This window comes from Clostridium sp. CM74B_53 (genome assembly GCF_036318045.1).
Classification (GTDB): domain Bacteria; phylum Bacillota; class Clostridia; order Lachnospirales; family Lachnospiraceae; genus Pilosibacter.
In genome coordinates this window covers 133,158-154,379 of the sequence record NZ_JAWQDE010000003.1, presented here as the reverse complement: position 1 = coordinate 154,379, position 21,222 = coordinate 133,158, and the positions used below count along the sequence as shown (strand labels likewise).

19 protein-coding genes and 1 pseudogene are annotated in these 21,222 nt (G+C 50.7%); 15 read left to right on the top strand and 5 right to left on the bottom strand.

Annotation, left to right across the window (positions count from 1 at the left end):
• Nucleotides 1-39 precede the first annotated feature (39 nt).
• Nucleotides 40-252: pseudogene (locus V2546_RS03680) on the top strand (winged helix-turn-helix domain-containing protein); the annotation flags it as partial.
• Between the two features lie 69 nt (nucleotides 253-321).
• Here V2546_RS03680 and V2546_RS03675 read toward each other — a convergent pair.
• Complete coding sequence (locus V2546_RS03675) at nucleotides 322-798, bottom strand: hypothetical protein (RefSeq protein WP_118321592.1); 477 nt, start codon at nucleotides 796-798, stop codon at nucleotides 322-324.
• Nucleotides 799-1,278: 480 nt separating this feature from the next.
• Between V2546_RS03675 and V2546_RS03670 the strand changes: the two genes are divergently transcribed.
• The 6 genes from V2546_RS03670 to V2546_RS03645 all read left to right on the top strand — a co-directional run bounded on the left by V2546_RS03670 (nucleotide 1,279) and on the right by V2546_RS03645 (nucleotide 7,275).
• Nucleotides 1,279-1,938: an HAD family hydrolase gene (locus V2546_RS03670; protein ID WP_118529514.1), complete on the top strand. Its 660-nt coding sequence runs from the start codon at nucleotides 1,279-1,281 to the stop codon at nucleotides 1,936-1,938.
• 19 nt (nucleotides 1,939-1,957) lie between these two features.
• On the top strand, nucleotides 1,958-3,070 hold the full coding sequence (locus V2546_RS03665) for a metal ABC transporter substrate-binding protein (protein ID WP_486463556.1): 1,113 nt from the start codon (nucleotides 1,958-1,960) through the stop codon (nucleotides 3,068-3,070).
• Nucleotides 3,067-3,777: a metal ABC transporter ATP-binding protein gene (locus V2546_RS03660; protein WP_118529515.1), complete on the top strand. Its 711-nt coding sequence runs from the start codon at nucleotides 3,067-3,069 to the stop codon at nucleotides 3,775-3,777. Before V2546_RS03665 ends, V2546_RS03660 begins: the two co-directional genes overlap by 4 nt.
• Nucleotides 3,778-4,599: a metal ABC transporter permease gene (locus V2546_RS03655; protein ID WP_118529516.1), complete on the top strand. Its 822-nt coding sequence runs from the start codon at nucleotides 3,778-3,780 to the stop codon at nucleotides 4,597-4,599.
• A 308-nt stretch (nucleotides 4,600-4,907) separates the two neighbouring features.
• Entirely contained in the window at nucleotides 4,908-6,155 is a 1,248-nt protein-coding gene (locus tag V2546_RS03650; protein WP_329751578.1) for a CobW family GTP-binding protein, read from the top strand.
• Nucleotides 6,156-6,327: 172 nt separating this feature from the next.
• Nucleotides 6,328-7,275, top strand: a complete 948-nt coding sequence (locus tag V2546_RS03645) for a TIGR03943 family putative permease subunit (protein WP_346011260.1) — start codon at nucleotides 6,328-6,330, stop codon at nucleotides 7,273-7,275.
• A 92-nt stretch (nucleotides 7,276-7,367) separates the two neighbouring features.
• Here V2546_RS03645 and V2546_RS03640 read toward each other — a convergent pair whose 3' ends face one another.
• On the bottom strand, nucleotides 7,368-8,873 hold the full coding sequence (locus V2546_RS03640; protein WP_486463555.1) for a polysaccharide deacetylase family protein: 1,506 nt from the start codon (nucleotides 8,871-8,873) through the stop codon (nucleotides 7,368-7,370).
• 410 nt (nucleotides 8,874-9,283) lie between these two features.
• On the opposite strand from V2546_RS03640, the gene V2546_RS03635 reads away from it, so the two are divergent.
• The 4 genes from V2546_RS03635 to V2546_RS03620 all read left to right on the top strand — a co-directional run bounded on the left by V2546_RS03635 (nucleotide 9,284) and on the right by V2546_RS03620 (nucleotide 13,014).
• The gene (locus tag V2546_RS03635) at nucleotides 9,284-10,552 is read left to right on the top strand and encodes a D-alanyl-D-alanine carboxypeptidase family protein (protein WP_329751577.1); all 1,269 of its coding nucleotides are present in this window, start codon (nucleotides 9,284-9,286) and stop codon (nucleotides 10,550-10,552) included.
• Between the two features lie 228 nt (nucleotides 10,553-10,780).
• Nucleotides 10,781-11,521 carry an ANTAR domain-containing response regulator gene (locus tag V2546_RS03630; RefSeq protein WP_118299119.1) on the top strand — a complete coding sequence of 247 codons (741 nt, stop codon included), beginning with the start codon at nucleotides 10,781-10,783 and terminating at the stop codon, nucleotides 11,519-11,521.
• 1 nt (nucleotide 11,522) lies between these two features.
• Complete coding sequence (locus tag V2546_RS03625) at nucleotides 11,523-12,680, top strand: sensor histidine kinase (protein WP_329751576.1); 1,158 nt, start codon at nucleotides 11,523-11,525, stop codon at nucleotides 12,678-12,680.
• Nucleotides 12,565-13,014 (top strand): AAA-type ATPase lid domain-containing protein, encoded by a 450-nt coding sequence (locus V2546_RS03620; RefSeq protein WP_486463554.1) that lies wholly within the window; start codon nucleotides 12,565-12,567, stop codon nucleotides 13,012-13,014. The genes V2546_RS03625 and V2546_RS03620 overlap by 116 nt, the downstream gene beginning before the upstream one ends.
• Nucleotides 13,015-13,149: 135 nt before the next feature.
• Here V2546_RS03620 and V2546_RS03615 read toward each other — a convergent pair whose 3' ends face one another.
• Complete coding sequence (locus V2546_RS03615; RefSeq protein ID WP_215703175.1) at nucleotides 13,150-14,148, bottom strand: ABC transporter substrate-binding protein; 999 nt, start codon at nucleotides 14,146-14,148, stop codon at nucleotides 13,150-13,152.
• A gap of 345 nt (nucleotides 14,149-14,493) precedes the next feature.
• Here V2546_RS03615 and V2546_RS03610 point away from each other — a divergent pair, with 345 nt between their 5' ends.
• Nucleotides 14,494-15,804 carry an O-acetylhomoserine aminocarboxypropyltransferase/cysteine synthase family protein gene (locus V2546_RS03610; RefSeq protein WP_118297721.1) on the top strand — a complete coding sequence of 437 codons (1,311 nt, stop codon included), beginning with the start codon at nucleotides 14,494-14,496 and terminating at the stop codon, nucleotides 15,802-15,804.
• A 411-nt stretch (nucleotides 15,805-16,215) separates the two neighbouring features.
• Here V2546_RS03610 and V2546_RS03605 read toward each other — a convergent pair whose 3' ends face one another.
• Nucleotides 16,216-16,695 (bottom strand): RrF2 family transcriptional regulator, encoded by a 480-nt coding sequence (locus V2546_RS03605; protein ID WP_118297722.1) that lies wholly within the window; start codon nucleotides 16,693-16,695, stop codon nucleotides 16,216-16,218.
• Nucleotides 16,696-17,099: 404 nt separating this feature from the next.
• Here V2546_RS03605 and V2546_RS03600 point away from each other — a divergent pair, with 404 nt between their 5' ends.
• Nucleotides 17,100-17,624, top strand: coding sequence for an adenine phosphoribosyltransferase (locus tag V2546_RS03600; protein ID WP_118297723.1), 525 nt, complete (start codon nucleotides 17,100-17,102; stop codon nucleotides 17,622-17,624).
• 261 nt (nucleotides 17,625-17,885) lie between these two features.
• Complete coding sequence (locus V2546_RS03595; RefSeq protein ID WP_182426484.1) at nucleotides 17,886-18,116, top strand: hypothetical protein; 231 nt, start codon at nucleotides 17,886-17,888, stop codon at nucleotides 18,114-18,116.
• Between the two features lie 18 nt (nucleotides 18,117-18,134).
• Here V2546_RS03595 and V2546_RS03590 read toward each other — a convergent pair whose 3' ends face one another.
• Nucleotides 18,135-19,718, bottom strand: coding sequence for an oligosaccharide flippase family protein (locus V2546_RS03590; protein ID WP_329751574.1), 1,584 nt, complete (start codon nucleotides 19,716-19,718; stop codon nucleotides 18,135-18,137).
• Between the two features lie 309 nt (nucleotides 19,719-20,027).
• Here V2546_RS03590 and nifS point away from each other — a divergent pair, with 309 nt between their 5' ends.
• The gene (nifS, locus tag V2546_RS03585; protein WP_118322114.1) at nucleotides 20,028-21,212 is read left to right on the top strand and encodes a cysteine desulfurase NifS; all 1,185 of its coding nucleotides are present in this window, start codon (nucleotides 20,028-20,030) and stop codon (nucleotides 21,210-21,212) included.
• The last annotated feature ends 10 nt before the right edge of the window (nucleotides 21,213-21,222 follow it).

Below are 21,222 nucleotides of genomic sequence, written 5' to 3'. Positions count from 1 at the left end.
AAGAGGGAGAACCATGGAGAAAAAGCCGGGAATGTCGCTGAGTTTGAGCTTCTGAGGTTCATGGCGCAGAATCCGAATGCCGTATTTTCAAAGAATCGTCTCTTTGAGGCAGTCTGGGGATACGATTACGTCTCGGACGCGGCGACTGTGTCAGTCCATGTGAACAGGATCCGGGAGAAGATCGAGGACGATGCGAGAAATCCGAAGATCCTCGAGACGGTCTGGGGAGCGGGATACCGGTTGAATTCATAATTATAACATGAAAAAACCGCTTAAGGATTTCCGGATCCATAAGCGGTTTTGATCAATTTTTTCCTTTTTTTATTCTACAAGAGCTCCATTTACATCAACCGTGTGTCCATCCGGAGTTACACAGTCAACCATGAGAGTTCCCTTGAATCCGTCGCCTTCCTCATGGAAGTAGTACCATTTGCCGCCGATCTCATGCCATCCGGTAAAGAGGGCGCCGGTCTCAAGGTCCATGTAGTACCAGTTGCCGTCATCTTTTACCCAGCCGGTCTGCATGATGTTGTCATGACCGAAATAGTACCAGGTTCCGTCGATCTCCAGCCAGTAGTCAGTTGCTTCGAGACCTTCTGCGAAATGATATTTCCAGGTGCCGTCAGCGAGTTCTTCCCACGCACCGCCAGCCGGGGATTTTAAGCCGCGGAGACGACCGCCGTTTACACTGCGGTACTGTTTAGGATAAGTCGGCTCTGTTGTGTCAGCAGCCTGTGCTGTGATCATTGTTCCGAGTGCCAGAGTTGCAGCGAGAGCTGCGATACAGATCTTTTTCATGAAAAATACCTCCTGGGATTTCCTTTTCCGGTATCAGACTGCATATAAAAAATATGAAATCTGCCGTTTTTTCTACGAACTTATCTATATCCTAATATGGAAACAGAAAAGAGTCAATAAAAAGTGGCAAAATAGCGACAAATAGAGAGTGAAAAGGCGGCAAAAATGCGGCGGGAGCTCTCACAGGCAGGAAATTTTGGGGTTGCTTTGTCATAGTGAGAAATTTCGTGAACTGAAAATTTCGTACAATCCTGTAACGTTTTCTGAACATGGAATTCCACGTGATATTGGAGTGAAAATATGAGAAAAAAGGGAAATAGAAAAGTGTTGTCAAGTTTTCGGGTTTGTGATAAAATGAGTGGCACAGTTTTGTGGATGACACAATTTCGATGAAACCGGCGGTTTTATGGAATTTTCTGCCCGGAATAAGGGCGGACGGACCGCCTTTTTGGATTCACTTTTGCGTTGATGGAGGCAGATATGAAATATAAGTGTCTGATCTTTGATCTCGATGGAACACTGGTAAATTCGATCCATGCGCTGACCTACTGCACGAACCTCGCTCTTGAGAAGTTCGGGCTCGGTCCTCTGACGGAGACTCAGATGAAGACGATCGTCGGGGATGGATATAAGATGCAGATGAAGCGTTCTCTGGCCGCCTGCGGAGATACGGACGAAGCGCATTACGAGGCAATCTTACCTGTATATATGGAGATTTTCGGAAAATACTGTAACTATGAGATGCATCCTTACGATGGGATCATGGAGCTCACGGCGAGAGCGAAGGAACTCGGTCTTAAGATCGCGGTCGTGTCCAATAAGCCGGACGCTCAGGCGAAAAAGACGGTGGAATACGTGTTCGGAACAAACTATTTCGACACGGTGATCGGGGAGCAGGAAGGTGTCCCGAAGAAGCCGGATCCGTCAGGGGCGCTGAAGGCGGCGAAACTCTGCGGTGCAGATCCGTCGGAGTGCCTGTATTTTGGTGACACGAACACGGATATGAAAACTGGAAAGAATGCGAAGATGACGACCGTTGGAGTTCTCTGGGGATTCCGGGGGCGTGAGGAACTTGCCGCATTTCATCCGGAATTTCTGCTTGAAAAGCCGCAGGATATCTTAAAAGAGATAGTCGGGTGATGATACCGGAGGAGACAGATTGAAATATTTTAAGAAAACAAGACGAAAACGGGTGGAAGCATGGCTCATTGCAGCGATGTTTCTTTTTGGTTCCCTGACCGGGTGCGCTTCTGTCAGGGACACACACGGGAATGTGGGAACTCCAGAAGACGGGAAGCTGAAGGTTGTGACGACCTTGTTTCCGTATTATGATTTCGCAAGACAGATCGCCGGTGACGTCGTGGATCTTTCCATGGTGATCCCTGCCGGTCAGGACAGCCATTCGTTTGAACCAACGCCTGCAGATATCCGACTGATCCAGAATGCGGATCTTCTGATCTGCAACGGCGGAACGATGGAACAGTGGGTGACACAGGTGCTCGGATCCCTGGATGCCCCGGACCTGAAGGTCATCACGATGATGGACTATGTCGATGTCGTTCAGGAGGAAATCGTGGAAGGAATGGAAGATTCCGGCGACGATCATGGACATGATCATGCGCATCATGACGAGGAAGACGGTGACCATGCAGATCATGACCACGATACGGAGGACCATGCAGATCATGACCACGATACGGAGGACCATGACCATGCGGACGACGACCATGCCTACGAGATCGAGTATGACGAGCATATCTGGACGTCTCCGGTGAATGCCATGAAGATCACGCAGGTGATCGCGGATACGCTGGAGGAGATGGATCCGGCGGATGCGGCGGTTTTCCGGGCGAATGAGGCGGATTACCTCGGGAAGCTGAAGAATCTCGACCAGGAATTCCGGGATGTCGTGGACGGTGCGGATCTTGACCTGATCGTCATGGCGGATAAGTTCCCACTCCGCTATTTTGCGGACACCTACGGACTCCGCTACCGGGCAGCGTTTTCCGGCTGTTCGTCCGACACGGAGCCGAGCGCGAAGACGATCGCTTATCTGATCGACAAAGTGCGGGAGGAACAGATCCCGGCGGTCTACTATCTGGAGCTTTCCAGCCACCGGGTGGCGGAGATCATCAGTGAGGAGACCGGAGCGAAGCCGTTATTATTCCACTCCTGCCACAACGTGACGAGGAGAGAATTTGAGAGCGGCGTTACCTATCTGCAGCTGATGGAACAGAATGTTGTGAATTTACGGGAAGGACTTTATCGATGAACCAGCCTTTATTAAAATGTGAACATGTGGACTTTGGATATGAAAATTACGATGTGGTGAAGGACGTGTCCATGGAGATCGTTCCCGGGGATTATCTCTGCATCGTCGGTGAGAACGGATCCGGAAAGAGTACGCTGATGAAGGGCCTTTTAGGGCTCTTAAAGCCGACCGGGGGAGTCCTCACGATCGCGGACGAGTTAAAACGGTCCGGCATCGGATATCTCCCGCAGCAGACGCCGGCGCAGAAGGATTTCCCGGCAACGGTCCAGGAGGTCGTACTTTCCGGCTGTCTCGGAAAGCGCGGAAACCGCCCGTTCTATTCTGCGGCGGAGCGGAAGATCGCACAGATCAACATGGAAAAGCTCGGGATCACGGATCTGAAAAAAAGCTGCTACCGGGATCTCTCCGGCGGCCAGAAGCAGAGAACACTGATCGCGAGAGCGCTCTGCGCGACCGACAAGCTCCTGATCTTAGACGAGCCGATCACCGGTCTCGATCCGGCATCGACCCAGGATTTCTATGCGGTGATCCGCCATCTGAACAGAGATGAAAAGGTCGCAGTCCTGATGGTCTCCCATGATATCGGGAACATCGTGACTCAGGCGAACAAGATCTTACAGTTGAAACAGACAGTCCAGTTCTACGGGACTGTGGAAGAGTATAAAAAATCGGAATTTGGAAGAGAATTCCTCGGAGGTGAGAGCTAAATGGGACTTTTACAGGAAATGTTTTCCTATCCGTTTCTGGTGCGCGCGATGATCGGCGGGATCTGTATCTCTCTGTGCGCGTCGCTTTTAGGCGTCAGCCTTGTATTAAAACGGTATTCGATGATCGGTGACGGACTGTCCCATGTATCGTTCGGTGCCTTATCGATCGCAGTGGCGTTTAACTGGGCGCCTCTCGCGGTGTCGATCCCGGTCGTCGCAGCCGCAGCGGTCCTGCTCCTTCGGATCACGGGAAACGGAAAGATCAAGAGTGACGCGGCGATCGCGATGATCTCTGCAGGATCCCTGGCGATCGGTATTATCGTGACCTCCCTGACAACGGGAATGACGACCGATGTGAGCAGCTACATGTTCGGAAGTATCCTCGCCATGAGCCGTGAGGACATGTATCTGAGCGTGGTGCTCTCCGTGATCGTCCTCGGAATGTTTGTGATCTGTTATAATAAGGTCTTTGCAGTGACGTTCGACGAGAGCTTCGCAAAGGCGACCGGCGTGCGCGTGTCGGCCTATAACCTTCTGATCGCGGTCCTTACTGCGATCACGATCGTCCTCGGAATGCGGATGATGGGCGCCATGCTGATCTCGAGTCTTGTGATCTTCCCGGCGCTGACCTCCATGCGGATCTTTAAGAGCTTTTTCGGTGTGGTCGTTTCCTCCGGCGTCGTGTCGGTGGTGTGTTTCTTCATCGGACTCGTTCTTTCCTATGTATATTCGATCCCGGCAGGAGCGAGTGTGGTGGTCGTCAATCTCGTGATGTTCGGGGTGTTCTGCATCGTTCAGATCCTGAAGCAGAAGGTGCGGTAAGAAAGATATGCTTTCTTCCGGTCAGCGCAGACAGATGCGCAGATCTGCGGAAAACTTCATAATGAGAAAAAATCTCAGATACTGCCGCTTTCCGAAAAACAAAGGAAAGCGGCAGTACTTGACTTTGCGGGAAAATGTGTTAAAGTTAGTAAATGGTAACGAAAAATGAAAGTGCTATGAGAAGACGGATTCGCAGTGATCTGAAAACTGCGGCATGTGTTCCGGTCTGCGGATGAGAAGAAACACCGGAAAACAGACCTGTCAGAACTACAGAAACATGGCACAGGTGACAAGAAAGAGGTGTCATTATGACAAAGATCGATATTATCTCCGGTTTCCTCGGAGCCGGAAAAACAACATTTATAAAGAAGCTTCTGAAAGAAGCGATCGCGGGTGAGAAAGTAGTCCTGATCGAGAATGAATTTGGTGAGATCGGAATCGACGGCGGATTTTTAAAGGATTCCGGAATTGAGATCCGTGAGATGAACTCCGGATGCATCTGCTGTTCCTTAGTTGGTGATTTCGGACGTTCCTTAAATGAAGTCCTCACAAAATATACACCGGACCGTGTCATTATCGAGCCGTCCGGCGTCGGCAAACTTTCTGATGTCATGAAGGCAGTATGCGACGTTGCAGGCGAGATCGACGTTGTATTAAACGGTTCTGTTACGGTTGTTGACGCACAGAAGTGCAAGATGTACATGAAGAACTTCGGTGAGTTCTTCAACAACCAGATCGAGAGCGCCGGAACGATCGTTTTAAGCCGCACCGATGTCGCTGACGCTGACAAGGTTGCACAGTGCGTTGAGATGATCCGTGAGAAGAACCCGAAGGCAGCGATCGTGACAACTCCGATCGACAAGCTGACTGGTGAGCAGCTTCTTGCGATCATCGAGAAACCGACCGATGATATGGCTGAGAAGCTTCTTGAGGAAGTAAAAGAAGGTCATCACCACCATCATGACGATGACGAGGAGTGCTGCTGTGGCCACCACCATCATCACCATGACGACGATGACGACGAGGACGAGCATGAGCACCACCATCACCATGACGATGACGAGGAGTGCGGCTGCGGTCATCACCATCATCACGACGATGATGACGATGAGGACGAGCATGAGCACCACCATCACCATGACGATGACGAGGAGTGCGGCTGCGGTCATCACCATCATCACCATGACGATGATGACGACGAGGATGAGCACGAGCATCATCATCATGACGGCGAGTGCGGCTGCGGTCATCATCACCATCACCACCATGACCATGATGCCGATGAGGTATTCACAAGCTGGGGTCTTGAGACAAACCGCACGATCACAAAGGAGAAACTTGAGTCCCTGTTACAGGAGCTTGCTCATTCCGAGAAATACGGTCAGGTTCTCCGTGCAAAGGGAATGCTCCCGGATGCAGACGGAACCTGGTACTACTTTGATCTCGTTCCGGAGGAGACGGAAGTCCGCACAGGCGCTCCGATCTACACAGGTAAAGTGTGCGTGATCGGTTCCAACTTAAAGGAAGACGAGTTAAAGAAAGCATTCGAGGCTTAAGAGACGAATGCGCAGTGTCGGGCATGTGCCGGACACGGATATGAAAGAATGCCCGTAGCTGTGAGAGCACTGAACAGTTACGATTACAGGAAATAAAAACGACAGGAGCTTTTTGCGTCATCAGGATCTCGCGAAAAGCTTCTGTCATACAATCAGATAGGAGAATAAAGCATTGAAACAGCAGGAAAAAATGCCGGTATTTGTCATCAATGGCTTTCTGGAAGCAGGAAAGACCCAGTTTATCACAAATACCTTACAGCAGGACTATTTCCAGGCCGACGGAACAACAGTCCTGATCCTCTGCGAAGAGGGAGATACGGAGTATGATAAGGAGATCTTAAAGAAGACAAGAACGAAGATCGTGACGGTTGAAGATGTCTCCGAGATGGATGAAGACTTCTACGGCCGGATCGAAGCGCTCTATGACCCGGACCGTGTCCTCATCGAGTGGAACGGAATGTGGCCGCAGGATCAGCTGCAGCTGCCGGATACCTGGGAGCTCTTCCAGCAGATCACGATCATTGACGGTTCTACCTTTGATCTTTATCTGAACAACATGAAGCCGCTCCTTGCGCTTCTTGTCAAACACTCCGAGCTTGTGATCATGAACCGCTGCGATGAAGTCAGCGACGAGAACATCACCCGCTACCGCCGCGGATTAAAGGCGTTAAACCCGCAGGCAGAGCTGATCTTCGAGGACGCGGAAGGCGAGATCGAGCAGGAAGTCCTGGAAGAGGATCTTCCGTACGATATGAAGGCGGACGTGATCAAGATCGATCCGAAGGATTTCGGTATCTGGTATATCGATGCGCTGGATAAGAAAGACCGCTACGAGGGAAAGGTCGTGGAGTTTACCGGAATGGTATTAAAATCCCCGGAATTCCCGAAGAACTACTTTGTTCCGGGCCGTATGGCGATGACATGCTGCGAGGCGGATATGACATTCCTGGGCTTCATCTGCAAGGCGCGTGAGGCGAGAAACCTTGAGACAAAGCAGTGGGTCAAAGTCCGCGCGAAGATCGCTTACGAGTTCTGGCAGGACTACGACGGCGTCGGACCGGTCCTCTACGCGGAGAGCGTTGAGCCGGCGGAGGAGATCAAGGAGATCGTGCAGTTCTAAGGAAATTTGACAGGCAGAAAATTGGATTCCAATGGAAATAAAAAACAGACTCTTACTCTCGATTTTCAGGAGGAAAGAGTCTGTTTTTTATGTTAGTTCATCGGTGCCACCGGAATCGGCCGCTCGCGGTCGAACACTTCCGACACATCGAAGAGATCGCTCAGATGATCTTTCGTCGGATTCGTCTCCGGGAGGTCATAGTACATCCGGTAGCCATCGATATTCCGGCGTCCCTGACGCAGATAATCCGGTCCGAACTGTACCCAGTACCGGCTGGAGTCCACGTTGCAGAAGTAGCGGAAACCGAGCTGGTGGAGATACTCGTATTTCTGATTTTCAGATGTGTACGGGTGCCAGTCGCCGACATCGGAGCCGAACGGATAGAGCAGGATATCGGTCTTTCCGATCAGGGATTCCACGCGGGACGCCCATTTATCGGAATCGGTCTTCACATCTTCAAAGGAGCGCTTTCCGAAGTTGATATGTCCCCAGCTGTGGGAGGCGAGCTCCCAGCCGTTGTCGCGGAGACACTGCGCCACCTGGCGGACCGTCTCCTTATCGGCCTCATAGTTGGGGTTCATAGTCTCATAGGACGGGTCTGTCCGGTATCCGAGGACACCCTGATATCCTGTGAAAGCGAGGACGGCTCTTGCACCTCGGTAGGAGAAGTCCGGGTGCTCCGTGATAAAGTCTTCCAGAAGCGGGACGAGATCGTAGGAGCCGACGGACACGGAACCGTCATCCATCACCATCTCACAAGTCGGTTTCCCGTCTTCCCCGACGATCATCCGGCTCGCGAAACCGTCGCCGGTCATGTACTCATAGTAGCAGAGATCATCCTGCGACATGACGAATGGGATCTTTCCGGGCGGCAGCAGGATCGTTCCCGGCACCATTTTTGCATTGCCGTTTTCATCGGTCTCCTCATGCGCAATGTCGTGAAGTTTCACGAGAACATAGCCTTTTGCGTACATGGAGTCCAGGATCTTTAAGAACTCACTTTTTGTCGTCATCACCTGATCGTAGCCTTTTTCATCGGCATCCCCGTCAAACGCTTTGGAGTTGTCCATGATGAGGGAATGGAAAAAGATGTGGGTGATCTTATTCACATCAGCAGGAACCAGGGTGGCTTTTGTCTCTTCGCAGGACGCGATCAATGCCTTTACATCCTCGTTTTCGGCATAATCTGTCGCCGAGTTCAGGATCTCAAGGGCGGCATCGTAATCGTAGGTAACAAATTTTGCATGGGCGCTGTTTAAGATCTCGTCCAGCGCAGCATCGCCGGTATTGTAGGCGACTGTCAGAGCTGTGGAGGAAGGCGTTTCGGAAGATGCATCTCCATCGGATCCGCTCTCCGCCAGTGAAACGTTTGTGTCTCCGTTTCTGGAGGAAGGATCGGAGGAAGTTTCTGTCTCCTTTTTCGCAAGTCCGGGAAGCCCGCCATGTTTTTTTATAAGGATCCCGCCGCCGACCAGAAGGAACAGAGCAGCGAGGACCATAAAAAGGATCGTAAGATAAACGGTCCGGCGTCGTTTCCGCATCTTTTCGCGGCTTGAAATATATGCGCGGCGTCTCTCAAAATCGTTGTTGTATTCCAAAGTATCACCTCTTGCAATCAATAAGGATTTTATGTAACTGTTCAGTACTTTTTACGGGTAGGAATTTTCTGAACTGAAAATTCCGTATGATACCGTTATGGCCGCGGATTTTGCCGATTTGGAATGCGAAGCATCGGCAAAATCCTGTTACAGTGCGCGGGCATGGAGTGCCCGTGTACTGTAACAACTGTTCAGTACCTTCACACCTACAGGAACCTCCCCCGGAGCTTCCTTTCGGATGCATGGCAAGTTACGATTTTATTACTTCTATCATAACACAACCGCATGTTCGCCGCTATGGAAAATACAAAAATTAAGCATTTTGTAAGCAGTGGCATAATAAGGAATGTCCGCTCCATATTTTATATGGAGAAATCCTGCGCGAGAGCAGGCTGGGCGGGAGAAAAAGCATGAGAGCTGGAAAAAGGATCTTTTGCGGGATCATGGCCGGGATCCTGGTGATGATGGGACCGGTAAACGGATATGCGGGGACAGGAAACAGCAAAATAGCGGAGAGTGGACGGATTATAGCGAAAACTGCGGCGGGAGCCGATCCCGGCCCGGAGATCACAGCCCCGTCCGCAATCCTCATGGAGGCGTCCACAGGGACCGTGATCTGTGAGAAGAACGCGGATGAGCCGAGAAACCCGGCAAGTGTCACGAAGATCATGACGCTGATCCTGATCTTCGATGCCCTGCAATCCGGGAAGATCCACCTGACAGATGAGGTGGTGACGAGTGCCCACGCGAAATCCATGGGCGGATCGCAGGTGTTTCTGGAGGAAGGAGAGATCCAGACGGTGGAGACACTGATCAAGTGCATCGTCATCGCATCGGGGAACGACGCGTCGGTGGCGATGGCGGAGTTTGTCGGCGGAGATGAGGGGACATTTGTGAAGATGATGAATGAGCGGGCGAAAGGACTGGGGATGGAGCACACAAAATTCATCGACTGCTGCGGACTCACAAATTCCCCGGAACATGTGACGACCGCGCGGGACATTGCGCTGATGTCACGGGAACTCATCACAAAATATCCGCAGATCACGAACTACACGACGATCTGGATGGAGAACATCACCCATGTGACCAAACAGGGATCAAAGGAGTTCGGCCTCTCCAACACGAATAAGCTTTTAAAGATGTCGACGAACTTTGAGGTGACAGGATTAAAGACGGGGTCCACGAGCATCGCGAAATACTGTCTCTCTGCCACGGCGAAGAAGGACGGTGTGGAGCTCATCGCCGCGATCATGGCAGCGCCGGATTACAAGGCACGATTTAAAGATGCGGTGACGCTCTTAAATTATGGATATGGGAACTGCAGGCTCTATAAGGACGAGACGCCACCGGAGCTTCCGAAGCTCCCGGTCAACGGCGGAAAAGAACCGGAAGTGGAACTTTCCTACGGGGAACCTTTTACATATCTCGGGCTCCACGGCGAGGATTTTTCCGGCATGGAGCGGGAACTGATGCTGGAGGAAGACGTAAACGCCCCGGTAAAGGCAGGGGACCGGCTTGGAACCTTAAGTTACCGCCTGAACGGGGAAGAAGTCGGAAATGTCCCTGTCATAGCGGCACAGAATGTGGACACTGCCGGATTTGCTGATTATATGAAGTGGATGACAGGGTGGTGGAGAATGAAAGGTGAAGAAGCTGGTGGTACTTTTCACAGGTAGAAATTTTCGGGATTGAAAATTCAATCTGGCGGTTCCATTTTCCGGAAAAATATTGTATGATGGTAACTATTCAGCAGATCGGTGCATTTACTGCACGGACTGTAAAAAACGATAAAGACACTGCGTGCCTGAAACGCGTACTCGCCCGAAGTTGAAGATTGGCGCAGGCAGCCGCGCCCGGAGCGAGAATGTGTCAAGGCACATTTTTTTTATAACTGAGGAAGAAAAATGGCGGACAGACAGGAGAATAAAAAGACTGTGGTCGTGGTGGATGACGAACCGATCATCCGGATGGACCTCGGTCAGATGCTGGAAGAGTTAAATTATGAGGTAGTAGCGGAGGGCGCGGACGGATTTGACGCGGTGGAACTCTGCAGAAAGAAGAACCCGGATGTGGTCCTCCTGGACCTTGAGATGCCGGTATTTGACGGAATGACAGCGGCGGAGACGATCATCAATGAGAACCTCGCAGGCTGCGTTGTGATCTGCACCGCTTTTGCAGATGAAGACTTTCTGGAACAGGCCGGCCGGATCGGAGTGTCCGGTTATATCGTGAAGCCGGTCGAAGCGAGAAATCTGCGGCCGACGATCGAGATGGCGTATGCGCAGGGAAGACGGCTTGCGAAACAGAAGCTGGCGATCGGTGAGGCGAACAGAAGACTGGAGGAGAACCGTGTGATCGAACGGGCAAAAGGTCTTCTGGCGAGATCAAAACATATCTCTGAAATGGATGCGTACCGGAAAATGCAGAAGACAGCCATGGAAAAGCGTGCACCGTTAGTTTCCGTGGCCCGTGCGATCATCCGCGTGGAATCCCAGAGGGACGAGGCAAATCAGGCGAAGAAGTGGCTGATGAGGGAGCGCCGGATGACGGAGCAGGAGGCGTACCGTTACCTCGTAAAGGGAGCGGAAAAGGCCGGGCTTACGGTTTCCGCCTTTGCAAAGCAGCTCCTGGAAGAGGAGGCGTAGCATGACAAAAGAAGAACTCATGAAACGCACCGGTCTCTCGGAGGAGAATGCAGAGATTTTAAAACGGACGGAACAGATGCTGCCGATGATGGCGGAGCTTGCGGGGGCCGATCTGTTTATCGACTGTATGGACAAAACGGATGGGATCATGTTTGTCGCAGCCCAGGCAGGACCGAAATATATGCCGTCAGCCTATCAGAAAAGTGTTGTCGGATGTGCAGCTGAGCAAAAGGACGAACCGGCGGTTTACCGGGCGCTCGAGACGAGAACTCCTGTACGGGATATCAAAGCAGTGACTCAGGAGGAAAATATGGTGCGCCAGGATGCAGTCCCGATCCAGGGCGAGGATGGAAGCGTCATCGGGATCCTGATCGGCGAGCGGGACATCAGCAAAGAGATCCGGAGAGAACAGAAATACGAGGCGATGGCGAGACAGCCGGTGGCGTTTGGTTCGGTCGCGTCGAGGACTGAGAGTACCGCAGTGCGGAATGCGAGACGGGAAGTCCATCACCGGGTAAAAAATCATCTTCAGCTCATCGCCAGCATCATGAACATCCAGGCGAGAAAGTCGGAGAGTGAGGAAGTGAAGCAGGCGTTCCGGGAAAACATCGCAAGAGTCCAGAGCATCGCCTCCATCAACGAGATCCTCACGGCAAATGATGAGGGACCGGCGCCTCTGATGCCGTTTCTCGAGAAGTTAAAGAACCAGTTCCTGCTCCTATATGGGGCAGAATATCCCATTGATCTGAAACTTTCCGGCGATGATCTGACGGTTTCCCAGGATCAGGCGACGGACGTTGCGCTTGTGGTGAATGAGCTTGTTTCAAATGCGTACAAACACGCATTTAAGGGAAGAGAAAACGGGGAAATCCGCGTGATCTTAAAGAACGGAGAACGGTACGCATCCGTGACGGTCCAGGACAACGGGACCGGAACGGAAGAGATCCGGAATGAGGGAAATTTCGGTATGATGCTGGTACAGATGACCGTGAAGGACAAATTAAAAGGAAAACAGAGCGGATCTGTATTATCGTTTAAATGTTGTGCCGATCCATATTCCTCCGCTCCGGGAAAGAAAAGAAGATATTTTTGTTTTGTGCAAATATTTTATCGAAAAGTACAACAAGATCCTGAACAAGAAAGTGCGGCGGATTTCTGATGAAGCTTTGGCAGTTATGAGAGCATATAACTGGCCAGGAAATGTGCGTGAGCTGGAAAATTGCATCGAATATATGATGACGTTTGAAAAGGGTTCCATTCTTTCGGATGATAATATGCCTTCTAAAATGAAAATTCCGGAGGAACGTCATATATTTGCTCCGGGAATCAACATTTATCGTCCACTTCGTGAAAATGTTGAGTTATTGGAATCGGAGATCATTACCAGATTAGGTGCAGAATATAAGAATCTGCCGCTCCGTGACCAGGTACGTGAGATCTGTAAGATTCTGGATATCAGTCAGGCTTCATATTATCGGAAAAAGGGAGAATGATATTCATGAAATAAAAGCAGAATGTTCATACACTCAAAAGTGTGTCAGACATTCTGCTTTTTTCATTGCCATAATTCTGTAAAGAGCTGTCGGCGGTAAGACATTTATTCTTGGAAAAATTTAGAATATGAGATCTTATTTCCCCGCCGCCATCTTCGCAAATTCCGTATTCACAAGATCTTCATACGGAACGCGGGTATCGAGTTCCCCGGCTTCCTCCAGGATATTTTCAAGGAGCTCAAAGCTTTCTTTCTCGAAAATCGTGTTCTCTTTCCAAGTATCCTGTTCTTTGTAACGGTCGACGATGATCGCGATCTTTTCAGGATCAGTCTCCTTAAACTGCGGTCGGATCGTCTCCGCGATCTCCTCAGCGGAGTGGGTGTTCACATAATCGAGACCGCGCTGGATCGCGTTTGTGAATTTCTGGATGAGCTCCGGATGTTTTTCGAGATAGCTCTTTTTTGCGCTGTAGGCGGTGTAGGGAACGTAGCCGGAGTCTTTTCCGAGGGAGGCGACGACATAGCCGTTTCCCTCCTGCTCCAGAGCGGTCGCGAATGGCTCAAACTCGACCGTGTAGTCGGCGCTGTTGTTTGTGAAGGCCGCTGCCGTGAGACCGAAACTGATGCTCTGGTCGATGGAAAGATCGGTTTTCGGGTCGATCCCGTTTTTCTTCAGGATATATTCAAACACCATCTCCGGCATGCCGCCGGCCCGACCGCCGAGGACTTTCTTTCCGACGAGATCTTCCCATTTGAAATCAGCTTCCGGTGTGCGTCCGACCAGGAAGTTTCCGGCGCGCTGGGTGAGCTGGGCGAAGTTTACGGCGTAATCCTCATCGCCCTGGATATAAGTATAGATGCTGGCTTCCGAACCCATGAATCCGATGTCGGCATCGCCGGATACCAGAGCCGTCATGACTTTGTCCGCCCCGGCACCGTTCACCAGAGTGAGATCGATGCCTTCGTCCTCAAAATAGCCGAGCTCGATGGCGGCATACTGGGGCGCATAGAAGATGGAGTGGGCGACTTCGTTTAAGGTGACGGGTGTGAGGGAAGAATCCGCAGCATGACCGCAGCCGGAGAGAAGCGCAGCGGCGGTAACTGCGAGAATTGTCGGGATCATGATCTTTTTCATAACAGGAGATGACCTCTCTTTTTAATTCACATATATAGGTAGAGTATGCAGAGAGGGGAACATACGTGAAGAAAGTACGGGAAAATAAAGATTGTTGCAGGCGGCTGCGCATGCTTGGGGAGTGCGTCAAGCACTGGTGGGGTGACGTGGAGCGGTTCTGCAGCGAATCAATATAAGTAAAACCTATAGCAAACATTGAGTACTTCCAATTAGACAGGATTTCCAATTTATGGTAGGATTACCTTGCAACCAGATAGGAAATGTTGGTTGATAAAAACGAAAACTTTTACGGGAATGCATCATAAAAACAGACATCCCGGTCCGAGATAAGAGGAGGAAAATACTATGGCAAAGAAGACAAGAGCAGAGAGACATTTCAAATTTGAGACATTACAGCTTCATGTAGGACAGGAGCAGCCGGATCCGGTGACAGACGCGAGAGCGGTTCCGATCTACCAGACTTCTTCCTATGTATTTAAAAACTGCGAACATGCAGCAGCACGTTTCGGACTTACCGATGCCGGAAACATCTATGGAAGACTGACAAACCCGACCGAGGATGTATTTGAAAAGAGAATCGCAGCACTTGAGGGCGGCGTTGCAGCACTTGCAGTTGCATCCGGTGCAGCGGCAGCAACCTATGTATTTGAAAACCTTGCACATGCAGGCGACCACATCGTTGCAGCAAAGAACATCTACGGAGGAACCTACAACCTCCTCGCACATACACTTCCGGAGTACGGTGTGACAGCAACCTTCGTTGATCCGTTCAACTACGAGGAAGTTGAGAATGCGATCCAGGAGAACACAAAAGCGATCCATGTTGAGACACTCGGAAACCCGAACTCCGATGTTGTCGATATCGAGAAGCTCGCATCCATCGCTCATGCACACAAGATCCCACTCGTAGTGGATAACACATTTGCGACTCCGTACCTTGTAAGACCGATCGAGTACGGCGCAGACATCGTATTCCATTCCGCAACAAAATTCATCGGCGGCCACGGAACCACGATCGGCGGCGTGATCATCGACAGCGGAAACTTTGACTGGGAAGCAAGCGGAAAGTTCCCGTCCTTAGTTGAGCCGAACCCGAGCTACCATGGCGTAAGCTTCGTAAAGGCAGCAGGAAGAGCAGCATTCGTCACAAAGATCCGTGCGATCTTACTTCGTGATACAGGCGCAACGATCTCCCCGTTCCACGCATTCATCTTCTTACAGGGACTTGAGACACTGTCCCTCCGTGTAGAGCGCCATGTACAGAACGCATTAAAAGTCGTTGAGTACTTAAACAACCATCCGCTCGTAGAAAAAGTAAACCATCCGTCCGTATCCGATGATCCGGAGCAGCAGAGACTTTACAAGAAATATTTCCCGAACGGCGGCGGCTCCATCTTTACCTTCGAGATCAAAGGCGGTGCAGAGGCTGCGAAGAAGTTCATTGATAACCTGGAACTCTTCTCCTTACTCGCAAACGTTGCCGATGTAAAATCCCTTGTCATCCATCCGGCATCCACAACCCACTCCCAGTTAAACGATGAGGAGCTTGCAGATCAGGGCATCAAGCAGAACACGATCCGTCTCTCCATCGGTACTGAGAACATCGACGATATCATCGAGGATCTCGACGAGGCATTTAAGACATTACAGGAATAATCCACTGCTTTTACAGAATGGTACGGGACGATGAATGCCTGGCAGGAATCGTCCCGGAGATCATAAGATCCTTGCAAAATACTCCCAATATGATATTCCCCCTCAATAAGTGAACGAAAAACAGCAGCCAGTGCGCAAAAAAAGTGCATGTGGCTGCTGTTTTGCTGTGGCTGTATAACTGCAGGAAAACGCTGGTGGCAGGTTTATGCAAAACATAAGGGGGAACGCAGGAGATATAAGATGAAAAGATGATCTGTGAGTGTATTTCTGATGGGTGAGAGTAGCTGTCTACTGTAACTGATCGAAGAAAAAATAGCTTCGCAGCAGTTATTTCGGAAGGAACTAGCTACGAAGCTTATATCATTTGGTATTATGAGGTGGAAGACCTGACCGATACCGCCGCTGCCAATCTTATGATTTGCATGGCCCCTTCACACTGTTTAAGATCTCCTCCGCTGCCAGTCTGTGTTTCTCCTCCAGCTCATGTTTCTGGTCCAGGATCGTCTGGATCGTGATGCCGTCCAGGTAGTCCATGATGACGCGGTTTAAACCTTCCCAGACCGGGAGCGTGTCGCAGGCGGAGCAGCGTTCGCAGGGATTCGGAGTGTGCTCGAGGCAGGAGACCGGGGCGAGACTGCCCTCTGTGGTTTCTAAGATCTCACCGACCGTACATTCCGACGGAGCTTTCGCGAGACGATATCCGCCCTGGTATCCGCGGGTAGTGGAGAGCATTCCGGTCTTATTTAAGAGCGGGACGATCTGCTCCAGATATTTTTTTGAGAGCCCCTGGCGGGCGGCGATATCCTTTAAGGAAATAAACCCATCCTCGGTGTGTTCCGCCAGGTCGATGACCATGCGGAGCGCATAACGGCCTTTTGTAGATATTTTCATAATTGCTTCACCAATTTAAACAACAGCCTGGCATGGGAAAAGACAGCCGGGCGTTGAACTTTCTGTAATATTTTATCTCAGTCAGATCAGACTTCCACCTCGTTTAGGTGACAAACAACGCAAATCGGAACTGTTTCCGATTATACTACAAAAAAGATGGGCGTTCAACTAAGGTTTTGGCTTTTTCTCGTGGTTGCCAGAAAAATACACATGTGATAAAATAAAAAAGAGTTTCCGGCAGAGAACGGAAACCGCCAATAGAGGTCCTTTGGAAAAAGGACCAGATTGCTGCGAAAACAGAATATCAGCGGTGGCCCTGAAAATGAAAAGCTAACAAGTTGGTTGAGATGAAATCAGGATCGCTGCAGAAATAGTGAGTCAGAAAGAAAGGAACCAGAAAAGTTATGAAAAAGCTGGAAGATTATGTTGTAAGCATTCCGGATTTCCCGGAGCCGGGAATTATTTTCCGCGATATCACCTCGATCTTACAGGATCCGGATGGATTTAAGCTGGCGATCGATTCTCTCCTTGCGATGGTGAAGGACGTGGATTTCGATGTGGTTGTCGGCGCGGAGTCCAGAGGATTTATTTTTGGAACACCGGTCGCGTATGAGATGGGAAAATCCTTTGTCCCGGCGAGAAAACCGGGTAAGCTTCCGAGAGAGACGGTTTCTATGGAGTATGCCTTAGAGTACGGCACCGGAACGATCGAGCTTCATAAAGATTCCATCAAACCGGGTCAGAAGGTCGTGATCATCGATGATCTGATCGCAACCGGCGGAACTGTGGAGGCGATCGCAAAGCTCGTGGAAGAACTCGGCGGCGAGGTCGTTAAGATCTGTTTTGTGATGGAGCTTGCGGGATTAAAAGGAAGAGAGAAACTTCAGAAATATGATGTGGATTCCGCGATCATTTACGAGGGTAAGTAATAAGAAAACCAGGTCTATGCAAATGATGGTCGCTGGATGATACACACCTTCGCAGAACGGTTATTTCAACTGCAGAATGGATTTTCGTTGGGATAAATTTACGGTTACTCAGCATCTTAAAGAGATGGGAGTCATGTCTGACTAAGAAAAAAGATTATATGCCGCCAGAGAACGCGACAAAAGCGGGCTGGCGGCATCTGTTTTTCTGTCAGAAGAGCGTATCGGAAGAACTGTTGTATTTATCAGGAAAAGAGGATAAAAATGAGAGAGATCGTATTTAAAATGGAGCGCCCGGGTCTCGTTGAGGTCGGGCAGGAAGTGGATGTCAGCGAGTCGGTCACACCGGTCAATGTCAATTACATGATCGAGCCGGCGGTGGCCATGTCGGGGCTGTTCCGTTTTACGGAGCGTCTGAAGAGCAAAAAGGGCATTGTGAAGGACATCATCCAGAATGACCGCGGATACTATGTGACAGTGGAGTTCGACGAGTAGCGGAATGGTTTGTTTGACTTATGCAGCGGAGCGCTGCGGTTTCCTGTGGAAAAACAGCAAAAGCAGGAAGTAGGCGGCTGACAGGATGAGGATCCGGACGGCGGTGCGGAAAAATTCCGGAAAACCGGACGGGATCGGGAAGTCTTCCGGGAACAGGCGGAAGATCCAGAGCGCGCAGAGCAGGCAGAATACCGGTTTTCCGATCAGGGTCCATGCGTTCCATTCAAACGCAGTGATCCTTCGGAGTGCCAGGATATGGAGCAGAGCGAGGAGAACCTCGCTTGCTAACATCCCCCAGAGACAGGAACGGATCCCGAACACCGGGATCCCGAACCACACGAAAGCGATGCGGACGAGGAGAGAGACCAGGTGATGGAAAAATGTGAGCTTCGTCCTTCCAAGGCCATTTAAAATGCTGCCGGACGAGGTGGCAAGATAGAGAAACGGGCAGAGCCAGGCGAGGATCTGAATGAAAGATCCGGCGTCCTGGCTTTTAAATATCTGCAGCCCCAGAGTTTCGCCGAAGACCGTGAATACCCCGATGCAGAAGATCCCGAGGTAGAGGCTGTAGCGGAAGGACATGGAGATCCCGTCCGCGATGCCGGAGGTGTTTCCGGCAGACTGGTGTCTGGCGGTCGACGGCAGCAGGACCACAGCCAGAGAGTTTACGAGAGCGGAGGGAAAGAGGACAAACGGCATTGCCATGCCGGTGAGAGTCCCATATGTACCGACAGCCTGGGACCTTGTGAGGCCGTAGACAGTGAGCCGCTCCGGGATCATGATCGTCTCGGCACTCTGTAAGAGGTTCAGGATCAGCCGGTTGGCCATGAGCGGGACGGCGAGAGCGAGGAGAGCACTCATGGGAGACAGGAAATCCAGGAGTCCCGGAATATCTGCGGTACTTTGAAATTTATGAGGTTTGTGCGCGGCATGATCGGAGAAATTTGCTGAATTATTTTTATTTCCATGAAATTCATGAAAAAGAAGAAAAAATATCAGGACAAACAAAGCAGATCCGGCCTCTCCGGCCACCAGGCCGAATACCGCGAGCGACACCGTGATCGGAATCTTCTTCTCGATCCAGATGGATGCCAGGAGAAAGACCGTAAAGATCCGGATCATCTGTTCAAAGAGCTGGGCGGCTGCAGGGACAGACACCTTTTCCTTTCCGTAGTAGTAGCCGCAGATACAGGCATGGACGGAAGTGCAGGGGATTGCAAAGGCCATGACGGAGAGCAGCGGGGCGCACCGCGGTTCCATGAGGACAGATCCCGCGAGAAATCCGGAAAAATGTCGGATCATAAGGGCCGCGGAGAGTGACATGGAAAAGGAAAGGAGAAATCCGGAAACAAGCGTCCGCTTCGCATGTTCCGGCTCCGCTGCGATGAAACGGGAGATCGCAGTCTGGATCGAGCCGGCGCACAAGGAGAAAAAGATCCCGTAGACCGGAAAGATCATCTGATAGATTCCGAGACCTTCGGCGCCGATCGTGCGGGAGAGAAAGATCCGGTAGAAAAAGCCGAGGACGCGGGAGAGGAGACCGGCGGCTGTGAGAAGAATTGTTCCGGTGATGAGTGGATGGGGCTTATGGGAAGAAGGCATGGCAGCTCCGAAATGGCAGAAGGATTCGGTTATATATATGTGGGAGCAGGGGAATGATATGAATCCGGTTTATCGCAGACGGATGACTGATATGAAGACTGAAATCATCACAAATTTTTTAATACTTAGTGATTCACTGTGTATTTCTGAAAAAACATGAGAATACCGGTTGAAATTCCTGAGGGGTTTCGTATATAATGTAAAATATCTGTGGCCTGTCCGCGCTTTTTGCGGCGCTGACTCGCGGGTCATGGCATAAACTAATAGTGTTATCAGGCTTTGAACCTCTTAAAACAGAAAGGCGGAACAATGAAGAAAGTAATTTATCTCGACAACGCGGCTACGACAAAGGTACGTCCGGAAGTCGTGGAAGCCATGCTGCCGTTTTATACAGAATATTACGGAAACCCTTCTGCGGTATATGAGTTTTCCACACCGTGTAAGGAAGCGCTCGCAAAGGCAAGAGAGACGGTCGCAAATTCTCTCGGCGCAAAGGACAATGAGATCTACTTTACAAACGGCGGTTCCGAGTCCGACAACTGGGCTTTGATCGCAACTGCGGAGGCATATGCATCCAAGGGAAAACACATCATCACAACAAAGATCGAACACCACGCGATCCTTCACACCTGTGAATATCTTGAAAAGCGCGGCTACGAGATCACATACCTCCCGGTGGATGAGTACGGCACCGTCTCTATCGACGAGTTAAAGAAGGCGATCCGCCCGGATACGATCCTGATCTCTGTAATGTTCGCAAACAACGAGATCGGAACGATCCAGCCGATTAAAGAGATCGGTGAGATCGCCCATGAAAACGGAATTATCTTCCACACCGACGCAGTTCAGGCATACTGCCATGAACCGATCAATGTGGATGAGTACCATATCGACATGTTAAGCGCCAGCGGACACAAGTTCCACGGCCCGAAGGGAGTCGGCTTCCTCTATATCAGAAAAGGCTTAAAACTCCGCTCCTTCATCCACGGCGGCGCCCAGGAGAGAAAACGCCGTGCCGGAACTGAGAATGTGCCGGGAATCGTGGGTCTCGGAAAAGCAGTCGAGATCGCGATGGCAGAGCTTGAGAATAATAAGAAGAAAGAGACAGAACTCCGTGATTACCTGATCGGACGTGTCATGGACGAGATACCGTACACACGCTTAAACGGTCACCGCACAAACCGTCTCTCCAACAATGCGAACTTTGCGTTCCAGTTTATCGAAGGTGAGTCCTTACTCATCATGCTCGATATGGACGGGATCTGCGGTTCCAGCGGATCTGCATGTACATCCGGTTCCCTGGATCCGTCCCATGTGCTGTTAGCCATCGGACTTCCGCACGAGATCGCGCACGGATCCTTACGCCTTACCTTAAGCGAGGAGACAACGAAGGAAGAGATCGACCATACTGTAGACTGCCTTAAGAAGATCGTGGAGAAGCTTCGCGCAATGTCCCCACTCTATGAGGATTTCATTAAGAAGAACAGAAAGTAAGAGGAAAAAT